The following is a 13492-nucleotide window of genomic DNA, read 5'->3' on the forward strand; positions in this document are numbered from 1 at the left end:
CTTGAGATCGAGCGCCGCCCGCGCGGCGCATCGCGACGCAAGGCCGCTCCCACATTTGTTGCAACGTGCCACGGTCTGTCAGGCCATGGTTGTTCGCCTTTGGCGGCAACACAGATATCCCGCCGCGCCCACCAGGCTGACAACTATGGCCTATCAGACATAATTGGCCCGAAGCCTTGCGCCGCGATGCGCCGCGCGGGCGGCGCTCGATATATGCGGCACCACAACGCTCCAGCGCACGCTTCGCGATGCCGCCGCGCCCGTCACTTCTCCTGCAACACCGCCCGCCCCTTGACCGCCCTCGGCCCACTGAAAGCCCAGAACAGCAACCCCGGCAACGGCGCGTAGACCACGAAGACGATCCACAACATTTTCCGTTCGGCGCGTCTGTCGCTGCCGATGATGTGCCAGATCGCCCAGATCTCCAGCAGAATCACGACCGCAGCGACGATGATCCAGAGGGTTCCGACTTCCATATGCACTCTCCCGTTAGCGTGTTCTCTATTGGGTTATAGCAGCTGCCAAGGGTTCATTCGGATTGTCTTTCCCCGTGCCACCCGCCACACTCTGCCGGCAAGCCAGGAAGCGGAGTCCAGAGTGCCTACCCCACGCCAGTTCAGCAAGAAGACCAGTACCAGCAACATGCTCCGGCTCAAGCCCGGCGCCGGCAGCGAGGCGGCTCCCTACCGGGTCGACTTCGTGCTGCTCGAGCACTTCTCCATGGCCAGCTTCACCGTGGCGATGGACGTGCTGGTCACCGCCAACCTGCTGCGCGCCGACAGCTTCCGCTTTACCCCGCTGTCACTGGACGGCGACCGGGTGCTGAGCGACCTCGGCCTGGAGCTGGTGGCCACTGAGCTGGCCCCCGAGGCGCTGCGCGAGCTGGACCTGCTGGTGGTCTGCGGCGGCCTGCGCACCGCGCTCAAGTACCCGGTGCTCGACCGCCTGCTCGATGACTGCGCCGCCCACGGCATGGCCCTGGGCGGCCTGTGGAATGGCGCCTGGTTCCTTGGCCGCGCAGGGGTGCTCGACGACTATGGCTGCAGCATCCACCCCGAGCAGCGCGCCAGCCTGTCCGAGCGCAGCCCACAAACGCGCATCACCCCGGCCAGCTTCACCCTCGACCGCGACCGCCTCACCGCCGCCAGTCCCAATGGCGCCATGGAACTGATGCTGGGCCTGGTGCGGCGGCTGTATGGCGATGGCCTGGCCGAGGGCGTGGAGGAAATCCTGTCGTTCTCCGGTGCCCGCTATCGCCAGGTCGGCCCAGGCGCGAAGAAATCCATGAGCCTGCACCTGCGCACCATCGTCGAACTGATGGAAAACAACCTCGAGGAAACCCTCAGCCTCGACCAGTTGGCGGCCTACAGCGGCCGCTCGCGGCGGCAGATCGACCGCTTGTTCCAGGCCCAGCTGGGCACCTCGCCACGGCGCTACTACATGGAGCTGCGCATCACCAAGAGCCGGCGCCTGCTGCAGTACTCCGACCTGTCGGTGATGGAGGTGGCGGTGGCCTGCGGTTTCGTCTCGGTGTCGCACTTCAGCAAGTGCTATGCGGCCTACTTCGGCTACCCGCCGTCACGCGAGCAACGGCTGGGCGAATGACTGCGGCTCAGGCGCGGATATAGCGCATCACCGCCTCGCAGATCATGTCCTTGTGGCGCTGCTTGACCGTCTCGTCGGAGAGCTCGATCTGGAAGATTTCGCCGAAGGTGTGGCGATTGGACACCCGGTAGAAACAGAACGAGCTCATCAGCATATGCAGGTCGATGACCTCGATGCCCGGGCGGAACACGCCCTCCTGCTCGCCACGACGCAGCGTGCGGGCCAGTGCCTCGAGCACCAGGCTGCTCATCTCGCGGATCACCGGCGACTGCTTGACGTATTCGCCGTAGTGGATGTTCTCGGTGCAGACGATGCGCACGAAATCGACGTTGCGGTCGTGGTGGTCGAAGGTGAACTCGACCAGGCGACGGATCGCCTGCTCGGCCGGCAGCGACTCGAGGTCGAGGCTGTGCTCGGTCTTGCGGATGTCACCGTAGAGCTTGACCAGGCACTCGACGTAAAGCTGCTCCTTGCTGCCGAAATAGTAGTAGATCATGCGCTTGGAGGTGGCGGTGCGCTCGGCGATGGCGTCCACCCGCGCGCCGGCCAGCCCTTGCTGGACGAACTCGTTGATGGCGGCCTGGAGGATGTCCTCGCGGGTTTTCTCGGGGTTGTTCTTGCGCGACTTGCGCCCCCCTCCGATCTCAGGCTGGCCGAGGCTGACTAGCGAATCACTCATACCCACTCACAGGCTATTTATTGGAATAAGTGGGGGATTATCCGTGAGCGGGGCGGACGTGGGAAGCGCGCTTTTGGTCGGGTAGTGTAGAGGGGTGATTGCCTATTCCGGCCTCTTCGCGGGTAAACCCGCTCCTACAATACAGCGGTGGCCCTGTAGGAGCGGGTTTACCCGCGAAGAGGCCGGCACAGAAAAAACTACAATACCGGCTTGCGCGGCGCCCCGCTGCGCGCCTTGGCCATCGCCGCCAAGCGCACCGCCACGTTCGCCGCGCCGTACCCGGCATAACCACCCTTGCGCTGGATGATCTCGAAGAAGAAACGCTCCTCGAACGGCTCGGTATACACGTGGAACAGCTCGCCGCCCTGGGCATCGCGGTCGTACAGCACGTTGTAGTACGCCAGCTCGCTGAGGAATTCGTCGTCGAAGTCGAAACGCGCTGCCAGGTCGTCGTAGTAGTTCAGCGGGATCTCCAGCAGCGGCACACCGGCCTCCTTGGCCCGCGCCACTTCCTGGAAGATGTCCTGGCAATCGAAGGCGATATGATGCACCCCCGAGCCGCGATAGCTGGACAGCGCGTGGGCGATGGCGGTGTTGCGGTTTTCCGAGATGTTCAGCGGCAAGCGCAGGCTGCCACACTGGCTGCGCAAGGCGCGGCTCTTGACCAGGCCATACGGGTCGGGCAGTACCACCTCGTCGTCGGCGGCGAAGTCGAACAGGCTCTTGTAGAACAGTACCCAGCTGTCGAGCGACTCGGCCGGCAGCGCCAGGGCCATGTGGTCGATACGGCGCAGGCCGCCGCTGGCCTGCGCGCCGGCGTCGAGGCGGAAGTCGGTGTCGTACAGGCTCGGGCCATCGCCCTGCCCCACCAGGTAGATCAGACTGCCATCCGGCGCCCGTACCGCCGGCACCTCGCGCTCGTTGGGGCCGACCAGGCCACGGAACGGCTGGCCACGGAAATCGGTGGCGCGCTGCAGGGCCGCATGCTCGTCACGCACCCGCAAGGCGGTGGCGCACAACGACGGGCCGTGGGCCTCGAAGAAGTTGTGGCCGAACGAATACGGCTCGGCATTGAGCACGATATTGATGTCGTTCTGGCGCAGCAGGCGAACATCCTTGCTGCGGTGTTTGCCGGCCTCGGCAAAGCCCAGGCGCTTGAGCCACCCCCCCAGACGCGCGCCCACTGCTTCGTCGACGGCGAACTCGAGAAACTCCACCCCGTCGTAGGCACTGGCCGCCGGAGGACTGAACAGCACGCCAGGCTCGACAGCGATGCCCTGCTGCTGCAGGCGCAGGCCGGTCTGTTCCTCGAGGTACAGCAGCGAACGCAGGCCATCGGCGGCGTTCTGCCGGGGCGGCGCGGCGCGGAAGCCATCGTTGAAGATCTCCAGCGACAGCGGGCCACGGTAGCCAGTGGCCAGAATCGGCGCCAGAAAACCTGCCAGGTCCATTTCGCCCTGCCCGGGGAAGCAGCGGAAGTGCCGGCTCCACTCCAGCACATCCATGGCCAGGATCGGTGCATCGGCCATCTGCACGAAGAAGATCTTGTCGCCTGGAATGTCGCGAATGGCACTGGGGTCGCCCTTGAGCGACAAGGTGTGGAAGCTGTCGAGGATCACCCCCAGCGCCGGGTGGTCAGCCTGGCGCACCAGGTTCCACACCTGCTGGTAGGTGTTGACGTGGCGCCCCCAGGCCAGGGCCTCGTAGCCGATGCGCAGGCCGCGCTGGCCGGCATGCTCGGCTAGCAGGCGCAAGTCATCGACCAGCAGTCGCTCGTCACCCAGGGCGTCGGCCTGGACGTTGCTGCACACCAGCACCAGATCGGTGCCCAGCTCCTGCATCAGGTCGAACTTGCGCTCGGCGCGGTCGAGGTTCTTCTGCAGGCGGTCGCGGCGGCACCCTTCGAAGTCGCGAAACGGCTGGAACAAGGTAATCGCCAGCCCCAGGTCCGCGCACATCTGGCGTACCTCGCGCGGGCTGCCCGCGTAGTAGAGCAAGTCGTTCTCGAAGATTTCCACGCCGTCGAAACCGGCGGCGGCGATGGCTTCGAGCTTTTCTGGCAGGGTGCCGCTCAACGACACGGTGGCTATCGAACGCTGCATACTGGAGTTCCTTGTTATGGGTATGACGACGGCGCCGGAACGTGCAAAACGACAGGTAACCGTTTCTGGCACGATCGATTATTCGCAGGTAAAGTCTGCCCTTCAATCACTTTGTACGGAACAGTTAGTTTTCTGTTCGATTATCGAACACAACCCGTTTTCGCGAATTGCTACAGCGCCAATCCGTGGGCAACCATGATTGCCAGATGCAGCCATACCGAGTGTCCTCCTGCCCAACCGGTCGCTCGGCGGAAGTTGCTTCGACTAACCCAGAAACGAACATAATAAGTACAAGAACAATGGAGACAACGATGGCTCACTCCAGCTCTCAAGCCAAGAAAGCGACCGCCAGCGGGTGGATCGGCTCGGCACTCGAGTACTACGACTTTTTCATCTATGCCCAGGCTGCGGCCCTGATCTTCCCGCAAATCTTCTTCCCCAATACTGACCCCAAGATGGCCATCATCGCCTCGCTGGCGACCTACGGTGTGGGTTACCTGGCGCGCCCGGTCGGCGCCTTCGTGCTGGGCCACTGGGGTGACACCCGCGGACGCAAGAACGTGCTGCTGCTGTGCATGTTCCTCATGGGCTTGTCGACCATGGCCGTCGGCCTGCTGCCGACCTACCACGACATCGGCATCCTCGCCCCGGCCTTGCTGGTGGTGCTGCGCCTGATCCAGGGCTTCGCGGTGGCCGGCGAGATCTCCGGCGCCAGTTCGATGATCATGGAGCACGCGCCGTTCGGCCGGCGCGGCTACTACGCAAGTTTCACCCTGCAGGGCGTTCAGGCCGGCCAGGTACTGGCAGCGGCGGTGTTCCTGCCGCTGGCCTACTTCATGCCCAGCGAAGCCTTCAACGAATGGGGCTGGCGTATTCCGTTCCTGATGAGCGCCATGGTGCTGATCGCAGGCTTCATCATCCGCAAGGAAGTCCACGAGACGCCGGCCTTCGTCAATGAAGAGAAGCAGGACAAGGTAGCCAAGTCGCCGATCAGCGAAGCCTTCCGCCACAGCTGGAAGCACATGGTGCTGGTGATGTTCATGGCCCTGATGAACGTGATCCCGGTGGTGGCGACCATCTTCGGCGCGGCCTACGCGGTGCAGCCGGCCTACGGCATCGGCTTCGACAAGAGCGTTTACCTGTGGATCCCGGTGGTGGGCAACATCGTCGCGGTACTGGTGATTCCGTTCGTGGGCAACCTGTCCGACAAGATCGGCCGGCGCCCGACCATGATCACCGGCTGCATCGGCTCGGGCCTGCTGGCGTTCGTCTACCTGTATGCGATCAGCATCCAGAACGTACCGTTGGCCTTCGCCGCCTCGATCGTGATGTGGGGCATGGTGTACCAGGGCTACAACGCGGTGTTCCCAAGCTTCTACCCGGAACTGTTCCACACCCGCTACCGCGTCTCGGCCATGGCGATCGCGCAGAACATCGGCACCATGCTCACCGCAATGCTGCCCGCGCTGTTCGCCCTGGTGGCGCCGCCCGGCTCGGAAAACATCCCGATGGTGGTCGGCGGCCTGGCGTTCTTCATCACCTGTGTGTGCGCCCTGGCAGCGTACATCGCGCCGGAAACCCACCGCCTGGCGATGGAAGACCTGGGTAATCCGCAGGCCAAGCCGATGGAGAAGCAGGCGTACGAGGCTAGCCGCAAAGACAGCTTTCAGGCCGTGAGCCACTGACGGCCACGGCAAGCCGGCTCCACAGGCACCGCACGGCCTCTGTAGGAGCCGGCTTGCCGGCGATGGGCTGCACAGCAGCCCCCAACGCCCTCACCCCTTGACCACGTCCTGCAGGTTCTGCCACAGCCGCTGCACATCCCCGCGCTCGGTCGGCAGCGCCCCTACCGACACCCGCACCATCCAACGCCCATTCAAGGTCGCCGGGGTCACATACGCCGCCCCCGATGCATTGAGCCGCTCGGCCCAGGCCTTGGTATGCGCATCCAGTGCCTCGCCTTCCAACCCCTCCGGCCGATGCTGGATGCACAAGGTCTGCAACTGCACAGGTGCCAGTACCTGCCACTGGTCAGCCGCCTCGACCTGCTCGGCCAACCAACGGGCGTTATCCAGGTCCCGGCGCAGCCGCTGCTGCAAGGCCTCGACCCCTTCGCTGCGCAACATGAACCACAGCTTCAGGGCGCGGAAGCGACGGCCCAGCGGGATGCCCCAGTCACGCAGGTTCTTGACCTCGCCATCGACCGCCGATTGCAGGTAGCTGGGGTTGGTGCTCATTACCCGGATCAGGTGCTGTGGGTCGCGCACGTAGTAGATCGAGCAATCGAAGGCCACGCCCAGCCACTTGTGCGCGTTGACCACCACCGAGTCGGCCAGCTCGATGCCATCCCACATCCAACGGCACTCCGGAAGGATCATCGCCGAACCTGCCATCGCCGAGTCGACGTGCAGCCACAGGCCGTGGCCCTGGGCGACCTCGCCGATCGCCCGCAGTGGGTCGAGGGCGGTGGTGGTCGTGGTGCCGGTGGTGGCCACTACGGCACAGGGCTGGTTTCCAGCGGCCAGGTCTTGCTCGATGGCGGCGCGCAGGGCTTGCGGGTCCATGGCGAAGGCGTCGTCGGTGGCGATCAGGCGAATGTTGTCGCGGCCAAAGCCGGCCAGCAACGCCGCCTTGTCCACCGAACTGTGGGCATGGGCACTGACGTAGACGATCAACGGCTTGGCCTCGGCCTGCAAGCCACCGCGCACCAGGGCGTAGTCGGTGGCGCGTTCGCGGGCGCTGATCAATGCCACCAGGGTGCTGGTGGACGCGGTGTCCTGGATTACCCCGCTCCACTGCGCCGACAGGCCGAGCAGCTGGCGCAGCCAGTCGAGCGTGGTTTCCTCCAGCTCGCTCAGCGCTGGGCTCGACTGCCACGACAGGCCAAGCACGCCCAGGCCGGTGCTGAGGAAGTCGCCGAGCACCGAGGACAGCGTGCCGTTGGACGGGAAGTAGCCGTAGAAGTCTGGATGTTGCCAATGCGACAAGCCGGGCATGAGCAGTTTGTCGACATCGCCGAGGATCGCCTCGAATGCCTCGCCTTGCTGGGGGGCCTGGCTTGGCAGGGCCTGTTTGAGGTAGCCCGGCTCGACCTGGGCCATGACCGGGCGTTCGGCGATGTTCTGGCGATAGTCGGCGATCAGGTCGATCAGCTGGTGGCCGTACTGGCGGAATTGTTCTGGGGTCACGTGGGGGCTCCTGGAGATGATTCGGTGTCCATACCGGCCCTTTCGCGGGCAAGCACAGACAACACAAGGCCTCAGTCTAGGCCGTCAACCAGCCCCCAAGAACCCCACTTCACGCATACCTACTATGGCGAACCCGGCACCCCACCCTGCACCCCGAATTGCGACTGGCGCCACAACTCGAATACCCGGTTGCGCAACCAACGGTGCTCGGCCGAAGCCTGCAAGCGCTGGTGCCACACCACCCAATAGCGCTGGGTATGTTCGATGAACCCCAGCGGCCGCCACGCCAGGCGGTGCAGCCGGCACAACTGGCGGGCAATGTGCTCGGGGACGGTGGCCAGGGCCTGGCTGTTGCCGATCACCTGCACGGTGGCGGAAAAGAACGGCACCTCCAGGCTCACCCGCCGTTGCAGGCCCTGGGCGCGCAAGTGGCGGTCGATGAAGCTGTCCTTGTCGCCACCACCGGAAATCCGCACATGCTTGCAGCCGAGGTAATCGTCCTGGCTCAGCGCCTGCACCGCGGCCAGCGGGTGGTCGTCGCGCATCAGGCACACCGCCCGGTCCTCACCCAGCAGGCGGCCGTGAAGATTTGGCGGGGATTCGTCGAACAGGGTCGTGGCCAGGTCGATCTCGCCACTGGCGAGCAATCCGTACTGGCCGGCCTGCCAGGTCCGATAGTCGATGCACACCCCTGGGGCCTCGCGCTCCAGCGCCGCCACCAGCAGGGGCAGCATGTGCTCGGCGACATAGTCGGAGGCAGCCAGGCAGAAGCGCCGCTCGCAGCGCGCCGGGTCGAAAGCCGCCGGTTGGCGCAGGGCCTGCAGTTCATCGAGCACCTGCCGCAATGGCTCGACCAGCCCTTCGGCATGCTCGCTGAGCACGTAGCCACGGCCTTGGCGCACCAGCAAGGGGTCGTCGAAGGCTTCACGCAGGTGGGCCAGTTGGCGGCTCAGGGCGGATTGGCTGACACCCAGGCGCTCGGCGGCGTGGCTGAGGTTTTTCAGGTGCAGGAGCTGATCGAGGGTGCGCAGGTGGGCGATGCTGAGGGAGGCGAAGGTGGGGTTCATCGGGTTCGGCTCCGGTCCGCTGGCGAGGGCGTTGCCCTCGTTTCGCGGCGCAAGGCCGCTCCTACAAATACCGCGCTGCTTGCTGATGCGGCGCTGCAGTCGTGGGAGCGGCCTTGTGTCGCGAATGGGCCGCAGGGCGGCCCAAGTGTTGCGATCAGGCAGTCAGGCCAACGTACACGTTCTGCACGTCGTCGTTCTCGTCGATCGCTTCGAGGAAGGCTTCGACTTCGGCCAGTGCCTCGGCGCTCAGGCTGGCGGCGCTTACCGGGTTTTTCGGGGTGTAGCCGATCTTCGCCGAGGTCACGGTGAAACCGTGCTCCGGCAGGGCTTTCTGCACCGCATCGAGGTCGGTGGTGTCGGTGATGAACAGGGTCGAGCCCTCTTCTTCACCTTCCTCGAAGTCTTGGGCACCGGCTTCGATGGCAGCCATTTCCGGGTCGGCATCGCCTTCCGGGGTCGCTTCGATCAGGCCGACGTGGTTGAAGTCCCAGGCCACCGAGCCGCTGGCGCCCAGTTGGCCCTTGCGGAACAGCACGCGGATCTGGGCCACGGTGCGGTTGACGTTGTCGGTCAGGCATTCAACGATCAGAGGTACCTGATGCGGGGCGAAGCCTTCGTAGCTGACGGCATGGTACTGCACCGCTTCGCCATCCAGGCCAGCGCCTTTCTTGATCGCACGCTCGAGGGTTTCACGGGTCATCGACGCTTTCTTGGCCTGGACAATGGCCAGTCGCAGGCGCGGGTTCATATCCGGGTCGGCACCAGACTTGGCCGCAATCTGAATTTCCTTGGCCAGCTTGCCCATGATCTTGCCCTTGGCGTTGGCAGCTGTTTCTCTATGCTTGGCTTTCCACTGTGCGCCCATGTCGACTCTCTTTGTTTCAGCGGCCAGTTCAGGAAGCGACCGGCCATAAAAGTGGGAGCAGTTTATACGCCCTCGGCCATCGGTTCGACAAGAAATCTCGCAGCCCGCTCACGCCTTGTCGGCTTTGCCCGCCGCTGCGGCGAAGCGCGCCAGGCGCACGTCCAGGCGCCGTGGGCGCTGGCCGCGATCCTCGGCGCGCTCCTTGCGGCGGATGGCATCGCGCACCAGCAACGATCCGAGGTAGCGGATCGGCTCGGGTGGGAACAACCCCAGCGGCCCATTGACCAACGGCGAGCGTGTCCAGGCGTTGTCCTGCCCCAAGGCCAGCGAAGCGAGTATCTGCCCCCCCATGTGGCATGGCCCGACGCCGCTGCCGGAATAACCGAAGCCGTAGAATACGTTGCCCTGCCCGTCCAGCCGGCCAAAGAACGGCAAGCCGGTCACAGAACGATCCGACGGCCCGTTCCAGCTCGCCGCCAATGGCACGTGCGCCAATGCCGGGAAGAACCCGCCAAGGCTCTCGCGCAGCAGCGGGCGATACGGCGACGGCTGGTCGAACACCGGCAGCATGCGACCGCCGAAGGCAAAGGTGTTGCCACCCTTGCCGAGCATCAGCCGGCCATCGGAGGTGTTGTGGTAGTAGTGCACGAAGATCCGCGAGTCGAGCACGCTGACACCGGTAGTGAGCCCTATTTCCTGCAGCAGTTCCGGGCATGGTTCGGTAATCACCATGTCGCTGGAAACGATCGCCACGCTGCGCTGGAACTGCGGGAAGGCTCGCGCCATCCAGGCATTGAGGCCAAGCACCACGCGGTCGGCACGAACGCTGCCGTGCAACGTGCGCACCGTGGCTGGCGCGCCATGCTCCAGTCCAGTCATCGCCGTGCCTTCATGAATGCGTACGCCGCGCGCCAGCGCCACCCGGCGCAGGCCACGCACCAGTCGCCCGGGCTGCACGGTGGCCGCCGCTGGCGAGAACCAGCCTTCCAGGTGCCGCGCCGAGCCCGCCAGGCGTTGCAGTTGCTCCAGCGGCAGGCGCTCGAACGAATTGATGCCGCGCTGCTGCAAGGCCGCGATCACCGCATCGGTGGCGCCCACCTGGGCCTGGTTGGTCGCGGTGTACAGGGTCCCGTCCAGGCGGTAGTCGCAATCGATGCCGTTGGCCGTGCAGAACGCGCCAATGGCATGAATGCTGCGCTCCGACTCACGGACCAGACGCACCGCCTCCTCTTCGCCGAACAGCCGCGCCAGGGTGAAGTACTTGGCCGACCACGACAGCGCACAGCCGCCGTTACGTCCACTGGCGCCAGCGCCACAGATGTCGGCCTCGATCAGCACCACGTCGAGCGACGGCTGCGCCTCCTTGAGCTGCAAGGCCGTCCACAGACCTGTGTAGCCACCGCCGACGATGCACACATCGCAGCGTGCGTCGCCGTGCAGCGGCGGGCAGGCCGGCTGCTGTTCCGAATCCAGGGCCTGTTGCAGCCAGAAGGGTCTCATCGCTTCACGTTCCTCTAGGTGCGCAATGGCTTGATCGCCATCGCGGTATTGGGTGCCACGTCATTGGCCTGGGCCTCGCTCGCCGGGCGGCTGTTCCAATGCGGCAACAGCACCAGCGCCGAGAACAGCGCGCAGCCGGCGAACACGATGAACACCGTGACGCCGTCGAAGTAGCCTGGCAGCAGCCCGCCGAGCACCGCGCCCACCGAACCGCAACCGTTGACGAAGCCTGCGGCGGTGGCGCCGGCCTTGGCCGTGCCGAAGTCGATGGCGGCGGCGCCGCTGATCATCGAGTCAGGGCCATACAGGGTCAGGCCCATGACGAACAGCAGGCCCACCACCAGCAACACGTTGCCGGTGTGCATGGCCGCCATGAACGCCGCCAACGTCAGGGTCAGCAGCATCAGGCTGATCACGCAGGCCGGCATGCGCCGGGCGCCGAACAGCTTGTCCGAGGCCAGGCCGATGAGGATCGGCCCGAGCAACCCGGCCAGCTCGAAGGCGGTGGGAATGATGGCCGCGCCGACCTTGCCCACCGACGGCATCTGCTCGAAGACGATCACCGGCCCCCACAGCAAGATGGCGTAGCGCGCGGGTTTGAGCAGGAAATACGCAAGGCCCAGGGTCAGCACCGTGCGGTTGCGCAGGATCTCGCGCAGTGGTGCCCAGACGCTGCACAGGTTGCCGCCAGGGGCCATGCTCTGCGGCTCGGGCTCCACCGCCGGCAGCCCGACATCCTCGGGCTTGTTGCGCTGCAGGAAGAAGAACAGCACCGCTACCGCGGCCACTACCGCGGCGCTTGAGAAGAACGCCGCGTGCCAGCTACCGACCAGGGTGTACGCCCACCAGCCGGCAAAGGGCGAAGCGACCAGGCCGCCGAAGGCGTAGCACGAACTCCACAAGCCAAGCACGCGACCGCGCTGCACGGCCGGGAAGAAACTGCCGATGTTCTTGCACAGCCCGGCCCAGCCCGTGGACTGCGCCAGGCCTTGTATCAGCATGCAGGTGGCGAAGATCGGGAAGGTCGCGTAGCTGCCCATCACCACCGCCGCGGCGGCCGAAATCAGCAACCCGCCGAGCACCACCACGCGCGGGCCAAAACGGTCGGCGAGCATGCCCCAGGTGAACTGACCCACGGCGTAGGCGGCCAGGTAAATAGCATCGAGGTTGGCCATGGCGGCCTTGTCGAGCATGAATGTCGGGTCTTCGCCGATGCCCAGCTTGGCCACCGAGAAGGCTTTGCGGGTGAAGTAGAAGGCGGCGTAGGCCAGCCAGGTGATTGCGAAAATCTGCACGCGCCAACGCTTGATCGTGGCTAGGGATTGGTTCATGTGAATCTGACCTCTTGCTCGAGTGTGCCGGCAGAATGTGAAGAAACGCCTGTTTTGTTGTTGTGGTGCGCACTGCATGACGAAGGCTCGTCACTGGTCAGATGGCGCAGGACCGCGCGCCATGGCCCGGCGATCGCAGAAGGCGGTCGCGCTGGGTTGATGGGTATGGAAACAGTTGATGACTGATAAATAAAATCGATTTATCGTATTTCACACATAAGCCCAGCTTGTTACTGGAGTCGCCATGTCGGTATCCCACGCTCAACTCAAGGCATTCCATGCGGTGGCCACGCACGGCAGCTTCACCCGCGCTGCGCAGAAGCTGTTTCTGACCCAGCCGGCGGTGTCCGATCAGGTGCGGAAACTCGAGGAACGCTTTGGTGTGCTGCTGTTTCACCGCAACAAGCGCTCCGTGCACCTGACCGATCTCGGCGAGCGCCTGCTAGGCATCAGCCAGCGCCTGTTCGCCTGCGAGGCCGAGGCCCATGAGCTGCTGCAGGACTCCCGCGCCCTGCACACCGGCAGCCTGGTGCTGGCGGTGGATGCGCCGGTGCATGTGTTGCCGCAGATCGCCCGTTTCTGCCAGCGCTACCCAGGCATTCAGGTCAAGGTCGAGACCGGCAATACCGATGAATCCCTGGCTCGGCTGTTCAGCTACCAGGCCGACCTGGCGCTGCTGGGCCGTGACGTCGATGACGAGCGCTTGCACTGCGTGCCGTTGCGGCGCGACCCGATGGTGGCGTTCGTCTCCCACCAGCACCCGTGGGCCAGCCGTGGCTCGATCAACCTGGCCGACCTGGACGACACGCCGCTGGTGTTGCGAGAGCCTGGGTCGGTGACCCGCCAGACCCTGGAAGAGGAGATGCAGCGCGCCGGGCTACGCATTCGCCCGGCGATCCAGGTGGAAGGCCGCGAGGCCGCGCGCGAAGCGGTGGTGGTGGGGATTGGCGTTGGGGTGGTGTCGGCAGCCGAGTTCGGGGCTGATGCACGGGTGTGTGCGCTGCCGATCGTCGATTGTCAGCGGCATTTGACCGAGACGTTGGTGTGCCTGAGCGAGCAGCGTACGCGGCGGGTGGTGGCGACGTTTCTGCAGGTGGTGCAGGAAGAGCTGTAGGGGCTTCACAGGCCCTTTCGCGGGACAAGCCCGCTCCCACA

The 13492-nt window shown here is 65.1% G+C and carries 11 protein-coding genes; 3 read left to right on the top strand and 8 right to left on the bottom strand.

The genetic code is table 11. The features are described from left to right. Positions 1-263: 263 nt before the first annotated feature. Positions 264-476: a PLD nuclease N-terminal domain-containing protein gene (locus tag E6B08_RS18070; protein ID WP_136915306.1), complete on the bottom strand. Its 213-nt coding sequence runs from the start codon at positions 474-476 to the stop codon at positions 264-266. 121 nt (positions 477-597) lie between these two features. On the opposite strand from E6B08_RS18070, the gene E6B08_RS18075 reads away from it, so the two are divergent. Continuing rightward, entirely contained in the window at positions 598-1605 is a 1008-nt protein-coding gene (locus E6B08_RS18075) for a GlxA family transcriptional regulator (RefSeq protein WP_136915307.1), read from the top strand. Between the two features lie 7 nt (positions 1606-1612). Here E6B08_RS18075 and E6B08_RS18080 read toward each other — a convergent pair whose 3' ends face one another. Both E6B08_RS18080 and quiC read right to left on the bottom strand, forming a co-directional pair. Continuing rightward, positions 1613-2284, bottom strand: coding sequence for a TetR/AcrR family transcriptional regulator (locus tag E6B08_RS18080; protein ID WP_136915308.1), 672 nt, complete (start codon positions 2282-2284; stop codon positions 1613-1615). A 197-nt stretch (positions 2285-2481) separates the two neighbouring features. Further along, positions 2482-4386, bottom strand: a complete 1905-nt coding sequence (quiC, locus tag E6B08_RS18090) for a 3-dehydroshikimate dehydratase QuiC (RefSeq protein ID WP_136915309.1) — start codon at positions 4384-4386, stop codon at positions 2482-2484. 311 nt (positions 4387-4697) lie between these two features. Here quiC and E6B08_RS18095 point away from each other — a divergent pair, with 311 nt between their 5' ends. Beyond that, positions 4698-6071 (top strand): MFS transporter, encoded by a 1374-nt coding sequence (locus tag E6B08_RS18095; RefSeq protein WP_136915310.1) that lies wholly within the window; start codon positions 4698-4700, stop codon positions 6069-6071. A 90-nt stretch (positions 6072-6161) separates the two neighbouring features. On the opposite strand, the gene E6B08_RS18100 is transcribed toward E6B08_RS18095, so the two are convergent. The 5 genes from E6B08_RS18100 to E6B08_RS18120 all read right to left on the bottom strand — a co-directional run bounded on the left by E6B08_RS18100 (position 6162) and on the right by E6B08_RS18120 (position 12337). Further along, a complete protein-coding gene (locus tag E6B08_RS18100) occupies positions 6162-7574 on the bottom strand; it encodes a DOPA decarboxylase (protein WP_136915311.1) in 1413 nt (470 codons plus the stop codon). A gap of 122 nt (positions 7575-7696) precedes the next feature. After that, entirely contained in the window at positions 7697-8641 is a 945-nt protein-coding gene (locus E6B08_RS18105) for a LysR family transcriptional regulator (RefSeq protein WP_136915312.1), read from the bottom strand. 154 nt (positions 8642-8795) lie between these two features. After that, a complete protein-coding gene (locus tag E6B08_RS18110) occupies positions 8796-9506 on the bottom strand; it encodes a YebC/PmpR family DNA-binding transcriptional regulator (protein WP_136915313.1) in 711 nt (236 codons plus the stop codon). Between the two features lie 108 nt (positions 9507-9614). Beyond that, positions 9615-11006, bottom strand: a complete 1392-nt coding sequence (locus E6B08_RS18115; RefSeq protein ID WP_136915314.1) for an FAD-dependent oxidoreductase — start codon at positions 11004-11006, stop codon at positions 9615-9617. Between the two features lie 14 nt (positions 11007-11020). After that, a complete protein-coding gene (locus E6B08_RS18120; protein WP_136915315.1) occupies positions 11021-12337 on the bottom strand; it encodes an MFS transporter in 1317 nt (438 codons plus the stop codon). Positions 12338-12581: 244 nt separating this feature from the next. Between E6B08_RS18120 and E6B08_RS18125 the strand changes: the two genes are divergently transcribed. Beyond that, the gene (locus tag E6B08_RS18125) at positions 12582-13451 is read left to right on the top strand and encodes a LysR substrate-binding domain-containing protein (protein WP_136915316.1); all 870 of its coding nucleotides are present in this window, start codon (positions 12582-12584) and stop codon (positions 13449-13451) included. Positions 13452-13492: the final 41 nt, after the last annotated feature.

Source organism: Pseudomonas putida (assembly GCF_005080685.1).
Classification (GTDB): domain Bacteria; phylum Pseudomonadota; class Gammaproteobacteria; order Pseudomonadales; family Pseudomonadaceae; genus Aquipseudomonas; species Aquipseudomonas putida_V.